Origin of the sequence: Shouchella xiaoxiensis, assembly GCF_016907895.1 — a bacterium.
Classification (GTDB): domain Bacteria; phylum Bacillota; class Bacilli; order Bacillales; family Bacillaceae_D; genus Shouchella; species Shouchella xiaoxiensis.
Window position 1 is genome coordinate 1 of the sequence record NZ_JAFBCV010000001.1, and the last position, 24,929, is coordinate 24,929.

Annotated in this window: 16 protein-coding genes; all 16 read left to right on the forward strand. The window is 42.7% G+C overall.

Annotated elements, in window-relative coordinates:
* The first annotated feature begins 366 nt into the window (after positions 1-366).
* The 16 genes from JOC54_RS00005 to essC all read left to right on the forward strand — a co-directional run bounded on the left by JOC54_RS00005 (position 367) and on the right by essC (position 24,906).
* Complete coding sequence (locus tag JOC54_RS00005; protein WP_051990697.1) at positions 367-1,335, forward strand: ABC transporter permease; 969 nt, start codon at positions 367-369, stop codon at positions 1,333-1,335.
* A 12-nt stretch (positions 1,336-1,347) separates the two neighbouring features.
* The gene (locus JOC54_RS00010; protein ID WP_204463496.1) at positions 1,348-2,253 is read left to right on the forward strand and encodes a carbohydrate ABC transporter permease; all 906 of its coding nucleotides are present in this window, start codon (positions 1,348-1,350) and stop codon (positions 2,251-2,253) included.
* A gap of 79 nt (positions 2,254-2,332) precedes the next feature.
* On the forward strand, positions 2,333-3,922 hold the full coding sequence (locus JOC54_RS00015; protein WP_054794703.1) for an extracellular solute-binding protein: 1,590 nt from the start codon (positions 2,333-2,335) through the stop codon (positions 3,920-3,922).
* 65 nt (positions 3,923-3,987) lie between these two features.
* Positions 3,988-5,340: an alpha-L-fucosidase gene (locus JOC54_RS00020; protein ID WP_204463497.1), complete on the forward strand. Its 1,353-nt coding sequence runs from the start codon at positions 3,988-3,990 to the stop codon at positions 5,338-5,340.
* 29 nt (positions 5,341-5,369) lie between these two features.
* Complete coding sequence (locus JOC54_RS00025; protein WP_204463498.1) at positions 5,370-8,492, forward strand: alpha-mannosidase; 3,123 nt, start codon at positions 5,370-5,372, stop codon at positions 8,490-8,492.
* 5 nt (positions 8,493-8,497) lie between these two features.
* Positions 8,498-10,789, forward strand: coding sequence for a glycoside hydrolase family 3 N-terminal domain-containing protein (locus JOC54_RS00030; protein WP_204463499.1), 2,292 nt, complete (start codon positions 8,498-8,500; stop codon positions 10,787-10,789).
* Positions 10,790-10,976: 187 nt separating this feature from the next.
* Positions 10,977-13,214: a helix-turn-helix domain-containing protein gene (locus tag JOC54_RS23310; RefSeq protein ID WP_204463500.1), complete on the forward strand. Its 2,238-nt coding sequence runs from the start codon at positions 10,977-10,979 to the stop codon at positions 13,212-13,214.
* Between the two features lie 218 nt (positions 13,215-13,432).
* A complete protein-coding gene (locus JOC54_RS00040; RefSeq protein ID WP_204463501.1) occupies positions 13,433-14,146 on the forward strand; it encodes a YvcA-related protein in 714 nt (237 codons plus the stop codon).
* Positions 14,147-14,303: 157 nt separating this feature from the next.
* Positions 14,304-15,041: a YvcA-related protein gene (locus JOC54_RS00045; protein WP_204463502.1), complete on the forward strand. Its 738-nt coding sequence runs from the start codon at positions 14,304-14,306 to the stop codon at positions 15,039-15,041.
* Positions 15,042-15,198: 157 nt separating this feature from the next.
* A complete protein-coding gene (locus JOC54_RS00050; RefSeq protein WP_204463503.1) occupies positions 15,199-15,936 on the forward strand; it encodes a YvcA-related protein in 738 nt (245 codons plus the stop codon).
* A 15-nt stretch (positions 15,937-15,951) separates the two neighbouring features.
* Positions 15,952-17,673 (forward strand): DUF6792 domain-containing protein, encoded by a 1,722-nt coding sequence (locus tag JOC54_RS00055; RefSeq protein WP_204463504.1) that lies wholly within the window; start codon positions 15,952-15,954, stop codon positions 17,671-17,673.
* A 15-nt stretch (positions 17,674-17,688) separates the two neighbouring features.
* Positions 17,689-18,018: a hypothetical protein gene (locus JOC54_RS00060; RefSeq protein ID WP_204463505.1), complete on the forward strand. Its 330-nt coding sequence runs from the start codon at positions 17,689-17,691 to the stop codon at positions 18,016-18,018.
* Between the two features lie 431 nt (positions 18,019-18,449).
* On the forward strand, positions 18,450-18,743 hold the full coding sequence (locus JOC54_RS00065; protein WP_204463506.1) for a WXG100 family type VII secretion target: 294 nt from the start codon (positions 18,450-18,452) through the stop codon (positions 18,741-18,743).
* 75 nt (positions 18,744-18,818) lie between these two features.
* A complete protein-coding gene (gene yukD / locus JOC54_RS00070; protein WP_204463507.1) occupies positions 18,819-19,058 on the forward strand; it encodes an ESX secretion system protein YukD in 240 nt (79 codons plus the stop codon).
* A gap of 26 nt (positions 19,059-19,084) precedes the next feature.
* Positions 19,085-20,458 (forward strand): type VII secretion protein EssB, encoded by a 1,374-nt coding sequence (essB, locus tag JOC54_RS00075; RefSeq protein WP_204463508.1) that lies wholly within the window; start codon positions 19,085-19,087, stop codon positions 20,456-20,458.
* A gap of 23 nt (positions 20,459-20,481) precedes the next feature.
* Positions 20,482-24,906, forward strand: a complete 4,425-nt coding sequence (essC, locus tag JOC54_RS00080; protein ID WP_204463509.1) for a type VII secretion protein EssC — start codon at positions 20,482-20,484, stop codon at positions 24,904-24,906.
* Positions 24,907-24,929 lie beyond the last annotated feature (23 nt).

Genomic DNA, 24,929 nt, shown 5'->3' on the forward strand with positions numbered 1-24,929 from the left:
ATCCTTTTCACCATCAAATTTCGTCATTGGGAGCAATCAAAAGATCATAAGAGAAAGCCTGGGTTCACAGAACCCAGGCTTTCTCGACAATCTGAGCAGCCATTGGCTGCTTTTTTTCTCTGTGAGCTACTTTGAGGACAAGCTGTCCCACCTCAGCATCTTTCTTATAAACCACTCTTAACCCCCGTCACTCCGCTAATTATCAAAAACAACACATCGATAGTCAAATCAACATATTCAACCTCTTGAACACCAATAATGTAAGCGTATTCATTAATTATCCTCAATGTTATGACAATCTCACATATTGATACAATTTCTTTTGGGGTGCTACGATTGGAGCAATTTAAGAGAAGGAGGAAATGGATGGGACTACATACGAAAGAGTTAGCTGCTCGCCGGACTGCTGCTCCGCCCCCTTTGTTGAAAAAGCGAAAAGAAAAGAAAAAGATTTTGCAAAATTGGCAACTGTATTTGTTTATCCTGCCTGCGTTTTTATATTTCTTTATCTTCCATTACGTTCCTCTTTATGGGGTCCAAATTGCGTTTAAGGATTTTTCTCCGGTTGCGGGGATAACGGGAAGCGAGTGGGTTGGGTTTAAGCATTTTACTCGGTTCTTTGATTCGTATTATTTTTGGGATTTGATTCGGAACACACTTGGAATTAGCGTGTATGAGTTGATTGTTGGGTTTCCGTTGCCGATTATTTTGGCGTTATTATTAAATGAAGTGAAGGATAGCTTTTTTAAGCGGTCGGTTCAGACGGTGACGTATGCGCCTCATTTTATTTCGGTGGTCGTTATTGCGGGGATGATTATTGCTTTCTTATCTCCAATTACAGGCGTGATTAACCATGGGATTCAGTTCTTGGGGTTTGAGCCGATTGCGTTTATGACGGACCCTGCTTGGTTTAAGACGGTGTACGTGTTTTCTGGCGTGTGGCAGAGCACCGGCTGGGGCACGATTATTTATTTGGCAGCGCTTTCGGGTGTTGATCCTCAGCACCATGAGGCGGCAGTCGTGGAAGGGGCAAATCGCCTGCAGCGGATTTGGCATATTAACATTCCGTTTATTTTCCCGACAATGGTCATCTTATTAATTATGAACGTAGGTAGCATTATGGCGATGGGCTTTGAAAAGATTTTGTTGCTGCAAAATCCGTTGAACTTAGAATCCTCAAACGTGATTGCGACATTTGTGTATCAGGCTGGTTTGCTTGATGCTCAGTATAGTTTTGCTTCTGCTGTTGGTTTGTTTAATGCGGTCATCAATGCCATCCTGTTAATTGTGGTCAATCATATTGCGCGAAAAACAAACGAGACAAGTCTATGGTAGGAGGGAGAGGTCATGAATTCAACTATCAGAGAAACGAAGGTAGATAAAGTGTTCAAAGCGTTTGTCTATGTTTGTTTGACAATGGCGTTAGGAGTTGTGCTTTATCCCCTAATTTATATCATTAGTGCCTCTATTAGCAGTCCAACTTCTGTCAACAGTGGCCAGATGTGGCTGTATCCGATCGATATTACGTTTGCTGGTTATGAGATGATTTTCCAGAATAGTGAGATTTGGAGAGGGTATTTGAACACGCTCCTTTACACAACCCTTGGAACTTTCATTAATCTCGCCGTCACGATTCCAGCGGCTTATGCGTTATCCCGCAAAGATTTCTACGGCAGAGGGTTCTTTACTGGAATGTTTGTCTTAACGATGTTTTTCAGTGGCGGGTTAATTCCGACCTACCTTGTTGTACGAGATTTAGGCTTGATCGATACGATCTGGGCGATGGTTCTGCCGAACGCGGCAGCTGTTTGGAATATCATCATTGCCCGTGTGTTTTTCCAGATGACGATTCCAAAAGGGTTAGAGGAAGCGGCGAAGATTGATGGTGCTTCTAACTTTAAGGTATTCGTCAAGATTATACTACCGTTGTCTGCGCCGATTATTGCGGTGATGGCTTTGTTTTATGGTGTCGGTCATTGGAATGGTTATTTCAATGCCTTGATCTACTTATCCGATCGTAATTTGTATCCGCTGCAAATGGTGTTACGTGAGATTCTAGTCTTAAATGAAATGTCGTCTAACAATACGGAGATGACGGGAGAAATGGCGCAAGCGCTCCATAGCCGCCAACAACTCTCGGCCATTGTAAAATATGGGGTGATGATTGTTTCGACCTTACCAATTATTATCATTTACCCGTTTTTGCAGCGTTACTTTGTGAAAGGCGTCATGATAGGATCGCTTAAAGGTTAGTGAAGTTGATTCTAATTGGAGGTGAAGGTGGATAGCGTTTTAAGGGCATAAAGGTGTAAACAAAGAGAGGGGTTATAAGATGAAAAAATCACTTAAGCTATGTTTGACTGGACTTTGCTGTATTGGGTTTGTGGCTGCATGTAGCTCCAATGAGACGGATGGAAATACGACGTCAAACCCAGATGTTGAAGTGAATCAGGAAGGCTTCCCGATTGTTGATGAGGAAATTACCCTATCGCTGATGGCTCCGGGAACTGGGCTGGCCGAATGGAAAGACATGCCGACCCTGCAGGAATACTCAGAGATGACGAACATCTCCTTTAATTACACAACTCCACCAATGAGTGATTTTGCGACGCGTTTGAACCTATCTTTTGCAAGTGGCGACGTGGCGGACATTATCTATGGTGCGGGGACGGGGAACTTAACGCCGGGGATGGAAGTTGATTACGGGAGGCAGGGCATCTTAATCCCGCTTGAGGATCTCATTGCCGACTATGCACCGAACATCCAGAAACTATTAGATGAAAATCCTGACATCGCAAGGTCCATTACAACAGTGGACGGGCATATCTATACGCTGCCGGCCATTAATCAGCATCCAAACTCGGGCTGGGCTGTGCCAATGTGGTATAACGGGGCGTGGCTAGATGCCTTGGATGCCGACGTACCGACAACAACTGATGAACTTTATGAGTTGCTGGTTCGTTTTCGTGATGAAGACCCGAATGGAAACGGGGAAGCGGATGAGATTCCGTTACTTGATGTCCAAATGAACAGTACGCGCTTGGCTTTTCTTGGTGCATTTGGGATGAAGGCTTGGGGTGTTGAGGAAGTGGACGGGGAAGTGCGTTATGCACCACATACCGACAACTATAAGGAATACTTGACCTACATGAACATGTTGTTTGAAGAAGGTCTGCTTGATCCAGAAACGTTCTCCCAGTCTGACGAGCAGAAGAAAGCTAAAGGGCAGGAAAACCGACTAGGATTGTTCCCAGATTGGTTCTCTTTCTTTACAACAGGACAGCCTGAAGATGAAGCGATGAATAACCCGATGTTCCATCCATTATCAAGTCCAATAACCGATGAGCCATTGATTCCAATTAACCCAGGAATTACACGAGGAACGTTCGCGATTACGAGTAATAACGAGTACCCTGAAGCCTCCATTCGCTGGGTCGACTATTTCTATTCACAGGAAGGCTCTGAATTCTTAGATATGGGACCGGAAGGCTATCTTTTCGAATTAGATGAAAGCGGAAACAAAGTGAAGTTAGATCCGCCACCGCAGTTCGATAGTTCGGAAGACTTCCGTGGGACATTAACGCCTGCTTATGGTATTCCGACACCAACATTAGTCGCTCGTCCAGAAGGTGTCGAGGTAAGTGAGTTTGACCAGTTTCTAGATGCAGAAACGGCTGAAAAGATCAATCCATATGGAGAGGTACCCATTCCATTGCTTTACTTAACAAATGAAGAACAAGAGATTGTTAATACAATTGAAGTTGATTTGAAATCGTATGTGGAGCAGCTTGAAGCGCGGTTTATCACTGGAGTGGAGCCATTGTCCAACTGGGATAAATACGTGGAAACGATTGAAGGCATGAATATTGAGGAATACATTGAGATTTATCAAGGTGCGTATGACCGCTGGGCAAGTAGTTAAGGAAGGAGGAGAGGCTCGTATTCGCGTACGAGCTTTTTCTATTCTGTTCTATAAGGAGGAAAAATATGAGCGATACAAATGTAACTGAAGGGGTTCACACATATAGCAATGAGAAAGCGTACATCGCACCAGAAGAAGCGCTATTGCAGCAGCGACTGGAGTGGTTTAAAGACCAGAAGCTTGGTTTGATGATGCATTGGGGTCCTTATTCACAGCTCGGTCTTGTTGAGTCATGGGCGCTAAGCGATGCCGATGCGGAATGGTCAAGAGAAGACGTTGACTGGGTAAAGGATGCCACAATGTTTAAACAGCAATACGTCGATCTCAATAAGAGTTTTAATCCACTCCGATTTCAGCCTGAAGAGTGGGCCGATTTAGCAAAAGAAAACGGCTTTAAGTATCTTGTTTTTACGACGAAGCATCACGACGGGTTTGCGATGTGGGATACGCAGACGACTGATTACAAAGTGACCGGAAATGCGTGTCCGTATCGAACGAATCCAAACGCAGACGTCTGTAAACAGCTTTTTGACGCGTTTAGAGAAAGGGGGCTGGCGATTTCAGCTTATTTTTCAAAAGCGGATTGGCATGTGCCGTCGTATTGGGATAAAGAAAGCGAAAGAACAAGTCGAGGCCCTTCCTATGATCCGGCAGAAGATCCAGAGCGTTGGGAGTTGTTTGTCCAGTTTACCCATGAGCAAATGCTGGAACTCCTGACGGAGTACGGCAGAATTGAGGTGCTCTGGCTTGATGCGGGCTGGGTGTCAGCAAAAAATAAGCAAGATATTCGACTAGGAGACGTGATTGAGAAGGCAAGACGAACTCAGCCTTGGTTGCTTGCGGCGGACCGGACAGTTGGCGGACGATATGAAAACATTATTACGCCTGAACAAATGGTTCCACAAGACCCAATTTATGTGCCATGGGAAAGCTGTATCACGATGGGAAGCGCCTTTTCGTTTCGTTATGAAGATGACTACAAGTCTGCCCGAGCGCTCGTTCACCTCTTGATCGAGGTTGTTGCAAAGGGCGGGAATCTCGCGCTTAACGTTGCTCCACAGCCAGATGGGAGATTGCCAAAAGGTGCTGTCCAAAGTATGAAAGGACTTGGTGCTTGGCTTAACCATTATGGTGAAGCGATTTACGCAACGCGACCTGTTGCTCCTTATTTTCAAGAGAAGATCGCCTTCACATCAAAAGGAAACACGGTCTATTGCTTTCTCTTGCTTCATAAACAAGAAGAGATGGACGGACGTAAAGCGACAATTCCTTATCTGGAGGAGGTCACGCAGATCGAGTGGATGCATGACGGTAGGGAGTTGGCATTTCAAAGAAGCACTAGCGGAATCGAGCTTGAGCTGCCGCACTGGGAAGAGGATGAAACGGTCGCACACGCATATGTGCTGAAATTAACATGAGGTAGATAGAGAAGAAGGGAGTGGCGTGTATGCAACGAATTAGACGGTGCATCAATCAACTGCAGGCATTGATCGAGCAAGATCAAGTTGAAATAAAGGATTGGCAGGCTGTTCGAGCCTATTATCACAATCCAGGTGAGTACGAAAGAATTGACCAAGAATCTTATCGCATTAATAAAGGCGATTTGTTGCTAGCGACTGGTGAAACGATGTTTATTGAAAAAGAGTTCCTGATACCAGAAGCGTTTATTGATCAAGAGATTGGGTTTGAATTTCGCGTGGGGCAGCAAGGGATTAAAACAAATCATGAAGGGTTGGTTTCAATCGATGGCGTACCGTATCATGGTATTGATCGAAACCGGAGCTACGTCCGGCTGCCGTCGCAAAAAGCAGGACAAACAACGTATCTTATAAAAATTGAATTGTTTAACCCAACCGCGCAAGTCGTCGATCACTTAAATTATCAGAATGAGCCAGCTGAATTCGCGCCAGCACCACTGTTCTTGCTGGAAAGTCGATGCATTCGGCCGAATAAGGCTATCGAGAGTCTTTTTTACACGATGAAGGTTTATTTGGAAGCGGCTTCGCTAATGCCAGATCAAGAATTAAACAAAACAGCGATTATCGGGGTGCTTAATCAAGTAAAGGACTGGGTTAATGCGACACCGGAAACGCTCTTGCTTCAGGATTCCGCCTTAGTTAACAGTAAAGAAAAGGAATTAAGAAAAGCCTTAAAGAAGTTGGAACAAACAGATCGGGGGCTTATCCATATGGTCGGGCAGTCCCATATTGATCTGGCGTGGCTCTGGCCGATGAAAGAGGCCGTGCGAAAAACGAGTCGGACGTTTTCTACAATGAGCACGCTGCTTGAGCAGTACGACGGATTTCTCTATGCCCAAAGTCAACCACAAGCATATGACTTCATAAAAACCCATTACCCAGAACTTTATAAACGTGTGAAAGCACACATTCAATCAGGACGCTGGGAAGTGGTTGGTGGAATGTGGGTTGAGCCTGACTTGAATATCCCCTCTGGTGAATCCTTGGTGCGGCAGCTGTTATACGGGATGGCTTTTTACAAAGAGGAGTTTGGAATACAGCCGCGGGTTGAATGGCTTCCTGATACATTTGGTTATTGTGCGTCGTTGCCCCAGCTATTAAAGAAAGCAGGGTTGGATTATTTCATGACAACGAAAATGAACTGGAATGATACAAATCCCTTTCCATATGATTTGTTTTACTGGGTTGGGATAGACGGCACAAGCGTCTTAGCCTATCTAAACCATGGTGTAAATGAACATACCGATCCAAAAGAACTAGACGATCATTGGCACAGCTACAAACAGAAACATGTCCACCCGGAGCAGATGTTGCTTTATGGTCATGGTGACGGTGGAGGCGGTGTAACAACCGAAATGGTTGAGTATGTGGAGCGCTCTGCTCGTTTACCAGGGCTGCCAGAAACGGCATACAGCAGTGCTCATCAATTCTTTGATGGGATTGCAAAAGCGAAGCCCGCGCTGCCTACGTGGGAAGGTGATCTTTACTTAGAGCTACATCGCGGTACGTATACAACCCATGCGCGAAATAAACGCTGGAATCGAAAAGCTGAAGTGCTCTACCGGGAGGCAGAGATTTGGGCAACTTTTGCTGGAACCCAAGCTGCTGGGCTTGAGGCAGGATGGAAGCAGTTGTTATTTAACCAATTTCATGACATCATCCCTGGTACATCAATTCCAGAAGTGTATGGAAAATCGGAAGAAGACTATCAGCAAGTGCTGGCAATTGGCAAGAAGATAAAACAAGCAGCGATTGATCGTCTCATAGAAGAGGCGAACTTTCTAGGTGAAGGCAGACCATTACTCGTATTTAATAGTCTTTCATGGGACCGTGGGGAAGTCGTTTCGCTTAAAGGTGGAACGGAATTAGTAAACCTTGCTGTATACGATGAAGCGGAACAGCAGTTAAACAGTGATTTTCTAGTTAAGGCAGATGGAGAAGTGGAACGATTTATTTATGTACCAACTATTCCGGGAATGGGCTATTGCACTGTCTGGTTACGACCGATGACAGCGAAGCAAAATAAGCCTGTCCAATCATTCAATCAATCTTGGGAAACAGACTTCTATCAGATCGAATGGAATGAGCATGGTGAATTCACACGCTTATATGATAAAAAGGCAAGACGTGATGTGCTAAAAAAAGGTGAGGTTGCCAACCAGTTTCAGCTGTTTCACGATCAGCCAACCTATTGGGATGCCTGGGACATCGATCCCCAGTTTGCGAAACAAGAAGCGGCTAAACCTGAGCTGCTTTCCGTAAGCGTTCTTCATCAAGGCCAAACAAAGGATCAACTGTTATTTAAATGGCGTATTTCCAATTCGGAAATTGAACAAACCCTTGTACTCTATCATCACTCAGGACGAATTGATTTTGAAACGAAGGTACATTGGCAGGAAGACCATAAGTTGTTAAAAGTGGCTTTCCCGGTTGATGTGCAAGCGGCCAAAGCGACATTTGAAATTCCATTTGGTGCCGTTGAACGAGCGACCCACGCCAATACAAGCTGGGAGCAAGCGCAGTTTGAAGTATGTGGTCATCGCTTTGCCGATTTATCAGAAGGAAACTATGGCGTTAGTCTATTAAATGACTGCAAGTATGGTTACGACGTCAAAGGAAATCAGCTGCGTCTGTCCTTATTGCGCGCGCCTAAATGGCCAGACCCTCAGGCTGATCAAGGGGAGCATCTGTTTACCTATTCGCTCCTGCCCCACGCCGGAACATGGGTCTCTGCCCACGTCGTGCGCCAAGGCTATGAGCTGAATCATCCTGTCACGCTTGCGTTTGCGAAGGAAGCTCATGGGAAGCGAAAATCAACACATCGTTTTGTCGCTGTCGAAGCAACGCATACCATCCTTGATACGGTGAAACCAAGCGAAGATGGTGATGGCTTCATTATGCGAGTCTATGAGTCTAGTGGGAGTCGGGAAGCAATGGACATTACGCTGGAGGATGTATCCGTTTCGACCGTCTATGAAACGAATCTGCTAGAAGAGGCGGGTAGCTCATTGCCTATAGAAAAGCAAACAATCTCAACGACGCTTACGCCGTTTGAAGTGAAAACTATTAAAGTATTAAAGGATGAGAGGTGAAGCCCATGAGCTATCAAAACCCACTTCTACCAATTGATGAGCGTGTCGAACTATTACTGGCAGAGATGACGCTTAAGGAAAAAGTTGGACAGCTTAATCAAAAGATGTACGGCTGGGATGCATATACGAAAACAGATGATGGCTTGGAGCTGACAGACGCTTTTAAAGAGCAGGTTCGGTTTGGTGATGGCATGGGTGCTCTTTACGGGTTGTTTCGCTCCGATCCGTGGTCGGCTGTTACCTATGAAAATGGCATTCCGACCGAAGAGAATGCGCGTTTTGCTAATCGAATCCAAACCTATATACGTGAACATACGAGACTCGGGATACCCGTGCTGTTATCGGAAGAATGCCCACATGGACACCAAGCGCTAGATGGAACGATGATTCCGACGAATATTGGCGTAGGGTCAACATGGAATCCACAGCTCATGGAACAAGCGTATTGTCACATAGCGACTGAAATTCGTGCGCGGGGCGCTCATCTCGGTCTCATCTCAACCTTGGATCTATTGCGCGATCCAAGATGGGGTAGATCTGAGGAATGCTATAGCGAGGACCCTTATCTAGCGGCCGAGATGACTAAAGCCGCTGTCTATGGTTTACAAGGAAGAAGGGGAGCACCGGGAAATGAGCAAATTGGAGCTGTGCTCAAACATTTTGCTGCACAAGGAGCAGGAGAACGAGGAATCAATGCTGGCCCCGTTCCAATTGGTGAAAGAGAGCTGCGAGAAATTCATTTACCGGGAATGAAGGCTGGAGTGGAAGCGGGTGCGCTTGGCTGCATGGCAGCGTATAACGAGATAGATGGCATTCCTTGTCATGGAAATGAATGGCTGTTAACGGAGCTATTGCGAGAGGAGTGGGGATTTACAGGAATTGTAATGGCGGACGGTACGGCGAATGACCGACTTAATCAGCTGACGGGGGATTACCGCAAGTCTGCGGCGTTAGCGCTAAAGGCAGGAGTCGATCTGAGTCTTTGGGATGTCTCCTTCACAAAACTGGCTGAAGCTGTAGAGTATGGCTGGGTTGAAGAAAAATGGATCGATCGAGCTGTTCGACGTGTGCTGAAACTGAAATTTTCTCTCGGTCTGTTCGAAGATCCGTTTGTCCCAGAGGAAGACGTTAACGAAGTTGTCGGGAATGGCGCGTTTAAAGAAATAAACAAGCAGGTAGCGCGAGAATCAATCGTGTTGCTAAAAAATGAAGGCGCAATTCTACCATTAGCGAAAACAAAAAAGGTAGCTGTCATCGGACCGAATGCCGATCAAATCTATCATCAATTAGGTGACTATACGTCCATTCGTCAAGAGAAAAAGGGAACGACTGTGCTTGAGGGCATTTTGGAGCTTAGCGAAGGGGAAGTAAGCTTTGCGGAAGGTTGTCAAGTGCGCGGTGATTCAAAGGCTGGTTTTGCAGAAGCGATTGCTCTTGCCAATGATGCAGACGTAGCGGTAGTTGTCGTCGGTGGAAGCAGCGCTCGCAACTTTGATCTTGATTTTGACTTGAACGGAGCGGCAATCGTCAAGGGCAACCCGTCTGACATGGATTGCGGGGAAGGTGTGGATGTTGCAGACTTGCGTCTCGGTGGGGTACAGGAGGAACTCATTCTCGCACTTGCACAGACAGGAACACCCATTATAGCCGTCTTGATTCAAGGTAGACCCCATGCGATTACTGAAATTGACAAACACTGTCAAGCGATTCTTTGTGGCTGGTACCCGGGTGAAGAGGGAGGAACGGCGATAAGTGAGGTTTTATTTGGTGATGTAAACCCTAGCGGCAAACTGGCTGTTTCCATGCCTCGATCGAGTGCGCAGTTACCTGTTTATTACAATTACAAAGATCAAGGTAGAGCTCTCACTTATTTGGATATGAGCGCAACACCGCTTTATCCATTTGGCTATGGCCTTAGCTACACGACATTTGAACTAAAAAACGTACGTGTTCTTCATGATGAGCTTTCCATATCTGAGCTTCAAAATGGAAAGTGTATTGCAATCGAAATTGATTTAGAAAATACGGGCATTAGAGCTGGGGCAGAAGTGGTTCAACTTTATATTCATGATGTAGAAGCAACGGTAACCCGCAGAAGGAAGGAATTGAAAGGCTTTAAAAAAGTCTCACTTCAGCCAGGAGAGGCAACCACCGTAGCCTTTTATCTTGGAAAAGATGACTTGTCTTATTGGAACAAGCAAATGAAGTTTGTCCCTGAACCAGGAGAAATAAACGTTATGGTTGGCAACCATTCAAATAGTCTAGAGAACACAGCGTTTATGATTACAGCTAACTAAGAAGATAGACCTATACAAAAAGGGATTTGCAATCTTTTATTTCGCAAAAGTGAAAAAAGAACGCAAATCCCTATTGCTTGTAGACGGCTAATATAGCTATCATAGATTAAAAACAATCAGTTCTTACTAGTCAGACAAAAAATGAAAGGGCTTACTTACGAGGGCGAGATTGAAGGGGGAATAGGAAGTGGCGCTTACGAAATTACGGTCTACATTGCTCTACAAATATATCATCTCCTATCTCCTTGTTTTTCTCGTTCCTTTTACTGTAATGAGCGTAGTTATTTATACGAATGCGGTAACAAGCTTAAGAGAAGAGATTGAGCAATCCAATATATATAATTTAGAACAGGTTCGCAATTTAACGGATGAACGTTTAACAGAGCTTGTTACGTTATCAGCACGGATGTCTTTAGATCCGCGCTTAACTCCTTATATGATTAGCCATCCGTATTATGGTGGAGAGGCAACAGACGAATTAAGAAAATACCGAGCGAATAGCGCAATTGTTGAAGAGCTGTTTGTATACTACAAAAATCAAGAAACATTGTATTCAACGAACGGTTCATATTCCATTGATGCTCTAGTTCACAGCGATCAAATTCAACAATTAGGTAGAGAACATTTGTTAGATGATTTACATATCGATCTGCCACTTATTCGAACCGTCTATGGCGAAGATTTAATTGTGTATTTTGTGCCAATTGCACCAAACTCTGAGAAGCCTCATGGGACCGTGATGTTCTTTATTGAAGAAGCGACCATCATTAATATGATCCGCAATCTTCTAGGTGAAATTGAAGGCAATGTATACATTTTTAATACGGATGACCAGATGATTGCGTCTGCGGTTACGGACGAGCTTGTACAAGCAGCAGACGTGCTTTCCTTCTCGAATGGATTCACAGGAGTGGATACGATCCAAATGCAAGGAAACGATTACTCAATGGTATCGGTCGAATCTAAAATTAGCGGATGGACCTTCGTAACCGTCATGGATCAAAATCAGTTTTTTGGAAAGTTAAACAATGTACAAGTAATCATGGTTTCTTTCCTCATTGTTTTATTTATCGTCGGGCTCATTTTGGCGGTGCTGTTTGGCAAAAATCAATACAAGCCAATTCAAGATTTGTTTGCCATTACCCATCGAGGAAAAAAATCACCGCAGCTGTATCGTGGTGAAAATGAATTAGAGAAGATTGGAACAACGTTCAACACGCTTTATGAAGATCACGAGCTGTTAAATGAAACAATTGACCTACAAAAGCCGTTTGCGCGGGAACAGTTTCTAATTCGTCTATTAAAAGGCAATTACCATGATTCCGTCGAGATTGATTCAATGATGCACACGCTGAATCTATCATTTAGAGAAGGAAGCTACTTTGTGGCAATCGTTCAATTTGAAACAGGAACTTTTACAGAAGAAACCGTTCAAGAGAAAGATACGATCGTCCAGATTGTGTCCGCGCTGTCCCTGGATCACGCAACTGCTCATGCGGTTGATTTGCTGTATTCGGACTCGATTGCCGTCGTGATTAGCACAGCAGATACATTAAAAAACGGCGGCAGAGCACTAAAAGAACAGATTGTCCAGCTCATTCAAGCCGAGCTTGAGGCTGCAATTGTTCACGTACCAACCATTGGTGTTGGCCAGCACTATGAGACGAAAATGAAGCTCAATCGATCATACATCGAGGCGCTGGCAACTATTGAGTATAAATTTTCAACGCCGCAAGGAAGCATTCTGTTCTTTGAAGATATAGAAACAGAATCGAATCATCTACTAGGGTACTTAAAGGAAGAACAAATTAAATATGTACAAAGTCTTAAACAAGGCGATCAAACCGTAGCAAGCGAGATGCTTCATGACATGTTTGAAGCGCTTGGTAGCAGAGGGCTGTCAATTAATGAAATCAAATGTATTTGTTTCGATATGATTAATACGACTCTTAAAACTGTCTCTGAATTAGGCTTTGCTAACCACCTGACTGATGTAAATCAATTGATTGAATTCAAATCAATGGCGCAGTTGCGTCAACAGCTTCAACACATTGTTGATGTGATTTGTAACGAAGTCGAACAAAAGAAAGATAGCCATAACAGCAGGCTGCGAGACGATGTGTTGGCATTTATTCAAGTGAACTACAGAGAGTATGAGATCTCACTAGAATCCGTTGCCCAGCAGTTTCATTTGTCGGTATCCTATCTCAGCCGATTTATAAAAGAACAAACAGGTGAAACGTTCACTCAACTGATTCAGAATCTGCGAATTCGCTTTGTTAAAGGACAATTAGCCGAAACAAATGAACCAATTAAAGACATTGTTGTGCAAGCAGGCTATAAGGATGTTGCCAACTTTATCCGCAAGTTTAAGAAGATTGAAGGAGTTACGCCGGGGCAATATCGAAAAGTGTATAGAACATGAATACGTCGGATCACCTTGAGAGGTGGTCTTTTTATTGTAGAGAGGCATTTTGATGAGGTCTTTTGACTGAATGCAGGTAAATGTTAATGTTAACTCAAGGAAAGAGGTTAGAGGTTCTTTCGAGAATGAAGGCGTTTTGATAACCTACAAAAGGAAATAAACAAATAATTATTAATGTATTAAAAGATAACTTGATTTGTCAGAAAGGGGAGATGACTATGAAAAAATGGCTTATTCTAAGTACACTGTGCGCAGTGTTGCTAATTGGAGGATGCAATCCTGCCAACAATGACCAACAAGAGCTAGAAGAAGAAGTGAACGGCGAAGATATACAAGAAGATGATGACGTAGAACAGGAAGGGGAGGGCGAAGGATTGGACAATGAGGGTGATCGATTAGCAGTGGAACATGAATTTACAAAAAGCTTTATAGTGGAGACCGACGTGGAACCAGGTTTTCACCAAATGAGAGGGGAGCTTAATGGGTTTGAAATGTTAATCCCGGAGAATGGGATTATACCCTCTATGCTTCATGCTATTGAAAACGATGCAGTTGAAACACTTATTTATACGTTTAATAATAAAAGTAAAAAGAAACAATATCATGTCAAACTAATGTATTACCAAAAATACCCTGAAGAAGTAAAACAAAATTATTTAAATGTTTTTAAAGACGAAGTAGGCTTTGACGGGGATTATAAATATGTAGAAGCCAATGATTTAGAAATATATCACGAGAGCTATGAAGACGAAGATGAATACGGTCCTGTTTTAAAGTATTTTGGTTATCTTTTTTTAAAGGATCAGAATCATGCTATTCCCTATGAATTTATGGCGATGTGTCAAGGGAAAGAAGAATGCGACATCTCCTTTGAGGAAGAAGCGGAAATGGCGGAAAAGCTAATGTATTCTATTCGTTTGTTAGATCAATAGGAAAGGTGATTGGTTCGGCTCGATATGCGTTGGGAAGAAAAGAAACTCTTGCAATAAAAAAGACGTTTGAATATCCTAAAGTAGGAAATAGTTAAATAAACAAATAATTATCAATACATAAAATGATACCCTGATCTGTCAGAAGGGGGAAATGACGATGAAAAAGTGGCTTAGTCTAAGTACGCTATGTGTAGTGTTGCTAATTGGCGGATGTAATACAGGTAATGACCAACAAGAGCCAAAAGAAGAAGTGAACGGCGAAGATACACAAGAAGATCCTAGTACTGAACAAACGCCAGAGGATGAGGATGCTGAACAGGAAGGTGAGGACGAAGGAGTGCAGAATAACGAAGATTTTCTAGCGGTTGAAGATGAATTTACAAAAGACTTTTTAGTAGAGACCGAAGTGGAACCAGGTTTCCACCAAATGAGAGGAAAGCTTGATGGTTTTGAAATGTTAATTCCAGAAAACGGAATAATTTCTGATCTACTTCATGATATTGAAAACGATAAAGCGGAAACGGTCATCTTTACATTTAATAACCATTTAGAAAAAAAGCAATACAACGTCAAACTCATGTATCAAAGCCAGTACTCTGGAGACTGGAAGCAAAACTATTTAAACGTTTTTAAAGATGAAGTAGGTTTTGATGGGGAATATGAGTATGCGGAAGCAAATGGTTTAGAAATTTATCACGAAAGCTATGAAGACGAAGATGAATACGGTCCTGTTTTAAAGTATTTTAGCTATCTTTTTTCAAAACATAGGAATCAGGCTATATCCTATGAATTTATAGCTGTTTGTCAAGGGGGAGAAGATTGTACCCAAAGCCTTGAAGAAGAAGCAGAAATCGCTGAAAAATTAATGTATTCTATTCGTTTGTTAGATCAATAAGAAAGGTGATAGGTTGGGCTCGATAAGCGATGGGAAGAAAAGAAACTCTTGCAATAAAAAAGACGTTTGAATATCCTAAAGTAGGAAATAGTTAAATAAACAAATAATTATCAATACATAAAATGATACCCTGATCTGTCAGAAGGGGGAAATGACGATGAAAAAGTGGCTTAGTCTAAGTACGCTATGTGTAGTGTTGCTAATTGGCGGATGTAATACAGGTAATGACCAACAAGAGCCAAAAGAAGAAGTGAACGGCGAAGATACACAAGAAGATCCTAGTACTGAACAAACGCCAGAGGATGAGGATGCTGAACAGGAAGGTGAGGACGAAGGAGTGCAGAATAACGAAGATTTTCTAGCAATTGAAGATGAATTTACAAAAGACTTTTTAGTTGAGACCGAAGTGGAACCAGGTTTTCACCAAATGAGAGGAGAGCTTGATGGATTTGAAATGTTAATTCCGGAGAATGGGATTATTTCTGATCTACTTCATGACATTGAGAACAATGCAATTGAAACAATTATTTTTACGTTTAATAATTATATTGAAAAAAAATTGTATGATGTCAAACTCATGTATTATAAAAAATACCCAGAAGAAGTAAAACAAAATTATTTAAATGTCTTTAAAACTGAAGTGAATTTTGATGGCGAATATAAATATGCGGAAGCCAATGGTTTAGAAATGTATTACGGGAGCTTTGAAGATGAGGATGAGTATGGTCCGTATATGCGATATTTTGGTTACCTTTTTGCCGAGGAAAGGAACCAGGCGATTTCATTCACATATATGGCGATGTGCCAAGGTGAAGGAGAATGTTCCATCAGTCTTGAAGAGGAATCGGAAATGGCGGAAAAGCTAATGTATTCTATTCGTTTGTTAGACCAATAGGGAAGGGGATTGGGTATGAGCAGTGTTTTTGATGATGAAATAGTGCAAATGCGAATTACAGACCTTGAATATAAATTCCCGGAGATGACCGATGCGAAAATTATTGAAGCGATTGAACGAATATACCTTGAAGAAATGGGGAGACCCATTAACAAGAATATTCATATAGAGAGAATGGACGGCTACTCCGAGTCATCTGATGCCAAAGGGACGGCGATTGTCTTAACTGATACAGAAGATCTTAATGATGTAAAAGAGGTTGTATTCATTTCTCGAGGTAGTGTTTCTACTGAAGACTGGATCGATAATTTGCTTAGTATCGGAGTCGGCACGGGAGGGGCTGGGTATGCCCGAGATACGAAAAATTACCTTGATCAGGTTACAGAACAGTACAAACTTGAGGACGACACGCCTATCTATGCTCTTGCCCATTCAAAAGGTCACAATACTGTAGCTGCTATCCAACTAAGCGATGATTATTTTTCACAATTAAATACATTTAACGGTGCCCAGGCTAATGCTGTTCAACAAATACGTTATGACGAAGATTTCAGAAGAGCGGTAGAAAGGGAATTTAACCTCACGCGATTAAATACGGAAGCTGTCCAATCCATCCCCCCTAAAGAACTAGAAGCGTTTGCCAAGGAATATTACAAAGACAAAGAGGCTGGCATCAATCAAACCCGTTCCAAGAGTGATTTTTTGTATGCGCTTGATTCCTTTCCGTGGATGTTTGTTGTGGGCGATGTGACAACGTACCGTACGGACCATGAGAACAAAGGGTTTGTAGGGCCAATGGAAGTGATTCCTCAAGAAGACCTGCAGGCGTTGCTTGAATTTCTAGCACCGTACGGTCATGTTTATGCAGAGAAAGGAATTACTGGTGTCATGGACGAGGCGTTTAACGATGCACTGGCTTTTTACAAGGATAATCCAAGCTCTGATCCCCTTGATTTTGATACGATGAAATCAACGGTATCTGTTCTTGTCGATGAGTTAGGGGAAGCCGGGTATTTATCTGAGGAAGATGCCAGCCAGTTGAGATGGGAATTGCGATTAGTGTTGACGGATATAGAAGCAATTTATAAGCGAGTTCATGAAGGAGAAGGCACACCATTTATGCGGTTATTAGAAGATGCTCTCTTTACTGGGGTATTGTTTAAATTCTCGACGGAGCAACGACTAGCCTCTATTAATACATTGTTTGAAGGCGTTGCTCAAGCCGCGGAAGAGCACCATAAGCTTGAGGCACTCATGAATGAAATTGCCGAAGGAAAGTCCTATCATGGTGGCGATCTGTATTTGGAGGGTTCTGCTGGTGGGGATGAGATTAAACTTAATCTGAGCAAGACGTTAGACGCGTATGAAACAGTACAGAGGATTCTTGATGAACAAGATAAGCGGCTTGAACGCTATTTGGCAATGGTTGAGCATGAGTACATAGACTTTTACGAACAGAAGAAGAAACAATTGGCTTCAAAAATGAGCTTGATTGAGAGCAACTACCGCAGTTACCAGCATTTATTGCCTATTTCTTATAGCGGACTCATCACCAATTTGCAGTTTCGTGAATCGTTTTTGCCGCTTGTAGGCGCGCCACTTGAAGGAGTTGCTTTTCTAGTCAAGCTAAATAGGGAGTCGACCGAAGAGAAAGCGAAGGCGATGCGTGAATCAGTTGAAGAGATGTTTGATGTCGACCACAATGTGGCCGATATGTTTGCTTATTTATCTGGATAAGGGGAGTGTGAATGGATGGATACATTTGGTTTTAGTGGAACATATACGCTTGAACAAGCGCAAACACACGACGAGAAACGTAATCTTGTTGTGGGAATGTTGCAAACGAAAATGGACTTGCTTGGCCATTTAAAGTACGAGGTCCAAGGTATTCTTGAATCAAGCAAAGGGGAAATCATATTGGCGTCAATTGAAGAGTTGGAGTCGGCGGCGTTAAAAGGACAGGAACGGCTGCAAACGGTGGTTGACGAATTTATACGCTTTCATTGGAAATTTGAAGAAGTAATCGATCATGGGAAAACGCAGCCGTTTATGATTACCTATTTAGAAGTTCCTAAAAATTAGCGATCGGCTTTTTTTCCCATCCGCTTGCTAAACAGGTAAGAGCTTGGTCTTAATAAGCGATGGTAAAAATAAGAAACTTTTTTCGAAAAAAGAGGTTTCAATAGTAGTAAATAGGATATACACAAATAGACAAATAATTAGTAATACATAAAATGATATCCTTATCTATCAGAAAGGGGAGGTGACGCGAAATAGTAGTACCCTGTTTGCAAAAGATGCTTTGTAAATCAGTGTCAAATTCGGTTAAAGTATCTTTCTAATGTTGTCGAATTTAATCGAATATTACGGTTCGAAAGAACTATTGGAAGTGCGGGAAAATTAATAATACCGTTACTAAATGACTGTTTTTTAAAAAAATGTAAGTTGATGGTTGACTAGTAAATTCTTCACTGGCTACCATGATACTATAAAACGTAAAGGAGGAGTTTAATATGGCAGGAATGATTCGCGTTACACCAGAAGAACTTTATCAAAAAGCTGATGATTACAATCGCTCAAGTGGGGAGGTACATGACCTCGTGAGCAGATTAGATGGTTTCAGAGATCAGCTTCAAGGTATGTGGGAAGGTCAAGCTTCTGAGGCGTTTGTTCAACAGTATGACGAATTAAAGCCATCCTTTGTTCGTATGGGCGATTTGCTTGGCGAAGTATCTGAGCAGCTGCGCAACAGCGGACGTACGCTTGAAGAAACAGATCAACAAATTGCCGGAAACATCCGCGGTTAATTGGTCAAGAATAGAAACAACTTTGGGCGCAATTTTCTTACAATTGCGTCCTTCCTTATGAAAGGGTGGCATTTGATGTACATCACTGTAACGGTCGACATGAAACGATATTCAGAAAAACGGTTTGATTTACGACTATCTGATCAATATACAGCAAAAAAAGTCGTTGATCTCATTTGGAGCATTGAAAAGCTTGAGGTTCCTCAGCGTGATGGGAGCTGGATTCGTGTTCAAAACAAAGAAACTCATGTCTACGGTAGCCAAGTACTCGCAGAACGTGGTGTAACAAATGGAGACCGCTTAGAGATTTTATAGCACTCGTTGAAGGGATCGGACATGTTATGGAAAAAAAGCGATTTTATTTGGAAGAGCAAACGGGTGCAACCTTTTTTAGGGACACTGAAACAAATACATACACACTAACATTTCAAACGGCTGAAATAAAGCAATCTCATTCGTTAGAATCGGAGTTGTTAAAGCAACAAGATCCACTCCTCAAGCGTACAATTGCGGAGGATGAAGATGAGTTACTTATAACGGTTCAACCACAAGAGACCATGTTGCCTTTTAGTAAATTTCGTAACAAAAGCGAATATGCAAAACAAGTTATTGGCTACTCACTTATTCGTGCGGTTGTGGAGCATTCTAGTTCTAGACTGCATTTACTTGTTTGTCCGGAAAACTTATTAATAACAGAAGGGCTGGACATCCACTTTATCCATTATGGCATTAAAGAAAGTCTGCCTCCTTATGAAAAGAATGACGAGAAGCTGCTTGCAGAGCTTAAAACAACGTTGCTTGTATTGCTTGATGGTGAGCATCGCTTTGTAGAGTACATGAATTTTACTGATACGATGAAATTATCGGCACGAGCAAAAAAATTGCTCGAGGCTGATACAATGGAAGCGCTTTTGAGTTGTGTCGAGGCTTGGATCCATGAAGAAGAACAGCGAGCTAAACAAGTACATATGGTACCAAAGAAAAAGTGGCGCTTGCAAAAAAGTGTGTTTTTTGCTGTGGCTGGATTGCTTGTACCAACGATTATTTTTACGATCTATGTGCTTTTCTTCCTTCATCCACGTCACGATGCTTTTATTGCTAGTAATGAAGCGTATATCAATGGTAACCCCAGTGAAGTCATTACTGGATTGGAACCGTATAATCCGAGCCAGATGCCTCGCGTCGTACAGTATCAGTTGGCTCAATCTTATATCGCTAATGAAGATTTAAATATGGATCAAACAGCGAATGTACAAAATACATTGACACTTCAAACAGAAGCGTTGTATTTTGACTATTGGATCACGGTTGGTCGCGGTGACTACGAGGAAGCGAACGAGATCGCGCGCCAATTGCAGGACGGAGAACTAGAGATGTATGCGAATTTGAAGTGGCGCGATGCCGTTCGTCAAAATACGAGCTTGTCTGGAGATGATCGTGAGGAATTACTGAACGATATCCAAGCAGACATTGACCGTTTTATGCAAGAGCAAGAAGAACGGGAAGCGGAAGAAGCAGATGCAACTGCGGATGATGATGGTGCTGAAGAGGGCAATGAGGGGAATTCTGAGTTAAACGAGGACGAAGAAAATGAGCGTATCGATGACGCAGAACAAACCGAAGATGCAGAACAAAGCGAAGACGCAGAACAAAACGATGACGCTGAGCAAAATGAAGAAGAACAAAATGAAGATGAAGAGAACGCAGATGAATAGGTGCGCATGTAGGAGGTGGAACAATGGATCGATTATGGGTATTTTATGATTTATATGTGCAGCAGCTTGAACTAAGCCAAACAGAGCGTTTGCTTGGCTCAAGTGAGGAAGTAGACTTACTCGTTCCGCCTCTTCGAGCTAGAATTCGCGCTAAAATGGATCATGAGCAAAAGCAATGTGTGCTTGATATTGAAGGGGGAGGCGAGCATGTTTTAGCTGCTGGCGAGACCTTTGAATATAAAGATAATAACGTTCCTTTTACATTCGTGTATGAAAGCGAACCAATAAGCGAATCGGTGTATTACATCGGTAAAGAAACGTTCCTTTCCATTGCGCATGAACATTCAGCTGATATCGTTTTGCCGAAAGAGAGTCTTGCTTCTTCATGTGCACTAATCAAAAAAGGTGACGAGTGGTTCGTTTATCCAGAGAAGAATACGCGTGTGTTTGTTAACGGAGAAATCCTGACAAAGGATAAACAGTTAAACAATGGCGACATCGTCCTGCTTGGCAAAACCGTGTTTGTTATTAAGGAAAGCGATTTATTGACAATTGAATCAAGCGAGCCTTTAGAAACCCGACTTGCGCCCATAGCAGTTCCTACTTCAGAAAGTAAAAAGAAGTACCCGGAGTATCGTCGTACGCCGCGAATTATCTATGAAGAACCAAAAGAAAAAGTCAATTTCTCCATTCCAGGTCAGGAGCTGGAAGACAACAATCGAGCCCTCTGGCTTATTGTATTGCCTCCACTTGCGATGCTTCTAGTAATGGGAATCGTTGCTTTGCTCATTCCACGGGGGATCTTTATCATTATATCAGTGACGATGTTCACCGTAACGCTCATTACTTCGACCGTCAATTATTTTCGTGAGCGGAAAATCCGCAAACAAAAAGAAGAGAAGCGTCAACGGGTTTATACACGCTATTTGAAGGAGAAACGGGTTGAGCTTCAAGAATCGGCTGATAAACAACGGCATGTGCTCGACTATCATTTCCCATCTTTTGAAGAAAATAAGTATATGGCAGCTAATTTAGATCGCCGTATTTGGGAGAAAACGGTCGGTGACGATGATTATCTATATGTCCGTGTGGGGAAGTCGTCTATTCCAAGTAGTTTTCAGATTGCCGATCCAGGTGGCGATTTAGCGAATAGAGATCGTGATGAGCTGCTAGAAGAAGGCGAAAACTTAAAAGAGCATTATTCTTATATTCATGATGCGCCTCTTAGTCTTAGCTTAGCGAGTGGTTCTATTGGCTATGTCGGCCAACTGAAGACAATCCAACGGGAAGTCGCTCAAATGATTGGTCAACTTACTTTTTTCCAAAGTTATCATGATCTTCGGTTTGTTGCTGTATTCGATGAAGATCAGTATCCAAGCTGGGAATGGATGAAGTGGCTTCCTCATTTTCAGTTGCCTCATATGTATGCAAAGGGATTTATTTACAATGAACGGACACGAGATCAACTGTTGACATCCATTTATGAAATGGTGCGGGAACGGGAGTTGGAACAAAATCAAGACAAACCAAAGCGCTTCATGCCGCACTTTATCTTCCTAGTCGCCAATCGCGGTTTGATAAGTGACCATGCAATCATGGAATATTTAGAGGGACCGGACAAGCTTTTAGGAATATCGGTTATTTTTCTCACGGATGCACAAGAAAATTTAACCGAGTATGTTCATACGATTATTAAAGCCGTCAATCAAAAAGAAGGCGAGATTGTCATTCGCGAGCGGAAAGCGGACCATAAACGCTTTACCTTTGACTCCCAAGATGCAACGACCAATGAGTGGTATGCCCGCATGCTCGCATCATTGAACCATCAACGAGGTATGAGCCGCTCTATCCCAGATATGGCGTCTTTCCTTGAAATGTTTGGAGTCGAGCAGACAGAGGAACTTGCAATTGAAAAGCGATGGCAAAAGACAAACAGCGCAGAGTCACTCGCAGTGCCTGTCGGTTTTAAAGCAAAGGATGAACTTCTTGAGCTAAACATCCATGAGAAGGCGCATGGGCCCCATGGGTTGCTTGCAGGAACAACAGGTTCGGGGAAAAGTGAGTTTTTACAAACGTATATCTTATCGTTAGCGGTTCACTACCATCCCCATGAAGTGGCTTTTCTTCTCATAGACTACAAAGGTGGGGGAATGGCACAGCCATTTAAAACGATTCCTCATTTGCTGGGGACGATTACGAATATTAATGACAGCAAGAATTTTAGTATGCGTGCGTTGGCTTCAATCAAAAGTGAATTACGGAAACGGCAGAGATTGTTTGACCAAAATTTGGTCAACCATATTGATGACTATATGGAGTTGTACAAAAACAAACAAGTTATGGAACCAATGCCTCATCTCTTTATCATTTCCGATGAATTCGCGGAATTAAAAAACGAGGAACCTGAATTTATTAAAGAACTCGTAAGTGCCGCACGGATCGGACGGAGCCTAGGTGTCCACCTTATTCTTGCGACACAAAAGCCAGGTGGAATTATTGACAACCAAATTTGGAGTAATGCTCGCTTCCGCGTTGCATTAAAAGTACAAGATGCCCAAGATTCGAAAGAAATTCTTAAAAACCCTGATGCGGCTAATTTAACTGTAACAGGGCGCGCCTATTTGCAAGTTGGTAATAATGAGCAGTATGAATTGTTTCAATCTGCATGGAGCGGGGCGCCGTATTTAAGGGAAACCCATGAAGGCGAAGAAGATATTGCCTTGGTTACCGATGCCGGGTTAATCCCGATGTCCAACGTCCAAACGCCTGCGAGTAAAAAAGAAAAGAGCATCACCGAAATGGAAGCTGTTGTAAAAGAAATAGAAACAACAACGGAGCGTTTAAGCATTCAAAAAGCCTCAAGTCCATGGCTTGAACCGCTTGAAGAATGGCTTCCTCCTGTTCAAATTGATACAGAGAAAGGCATGTTTCCTCTTGCTCTTGCAGATGAGCCAGAAACACAAAGGCAATTTGATGTTCAGTATGAATGGCTTAAGGATGGGAACATTGCTGTATTTGGATCTGGTGGTTACGGGAAATCGACAACGCTAATGGCATTGATGCTTTCATTTGCTAAGTCATTTAGCCCTGAAGCGCTTCACTTTTACGTTTTTGATTTTGGAAATGGGGCGTTGTTGCCGTTTAGACAGCTGCCGCATACAGCCGATTACTTTAAAATTGATGAGAAACGTAAAATTGAGAAAGGGATTGCCTTGCTGAAAGCAGAGATTGACGACCGCCGCGAACGGTTTCTTCTTCAAGAAGTCAATAGTTTGACGATGTATAACCAAACAGCAACAGAGCCTTTGCCTGTTCTATTTATCTTTATTGACAACTTTGATTTGATCAAAGAGGAATATGAGCAGCTGGAATCGACATTTGTTCAATTTGCTCGAGATGGGCAGTCCTTGGGAATTTATGTAAGCTTAACAGCGACACGAGCAAATGCCCTGCGTCAGCCACTAATGAACTCGATGAAGACGAAGATTGTCCATTTTATGAATGATCGAAATGATATCATCACGTTACTCGGGCGCAGCAAGTACGAAATCGAATCAATACCTGGTCGCGCCATTGTAGCAAAAGACAGCCATTATTTTGCACAAGTGTATTTGCCAGAAGCTGGTGAAAATGATCAGCAATTGAATGAAACAATAAGAAAAACGATCGCTGAATTAGGACGGCGTTACCAAGATGCTAAGCTACCGGAAAACATTGCGATGCTGCCTACACAACTATCCTTGGCTTCTTTCGAGAAGCGTGTTGGCGATCCAGGCGACGGCATTCCTTTTGCTCTTGATGAAGATACAGTCAAGCCCGTATTCTTGCGAACAAAATCAGAGCCTCATTTATTAGTTGTAGGCCAGCCAAGAAAAGGAAAGACGAACGTTGCCAAGGTTCTATTAAACTACTATTTGCAACAGGAAGTGGAGGACATTGGAATAGTTGACGGCGCCGACCGTAAGCTGTCTTCTTTTGTTGGACAAAAGCTTATTTCCTATATAGACCAAAAAGAACAGATTAAAGACTGGGTGTCCGCGACTGAAGAAAAAATGGCTGTTCGGGAACAAGCTTACATGGATGCGTTAAACACAGGAGGAACGGTTACCGCTTTTCCGCCAGTGGTGTTATTAATCGATAGCCTCATGCGTTTCCAACAAACAATTGATGCGCCGATACAAGATAAACTAGCGAAATTAATCAAAAACACTAGCCATCTAGGCTTTCGTATGATTGTATGTGGCAACTCTGCAGAATTTACCAAAGGCTTTGACCCACTTACTGCAGAATTAAAATTGGTGCGCCACTATATTATCGCCATGAAAAAATCAGACCAAACCCTAGTTAATCTCTCATTTACACGAAATGAAGAAGAGATCGCCCCAGGTTTTGGTTACTATGTCGTCAATGGAATTGAGACGAAAATTAAAATACCAGAAGCCCCATAACCAATGAATTTCTAGCGAGGTGG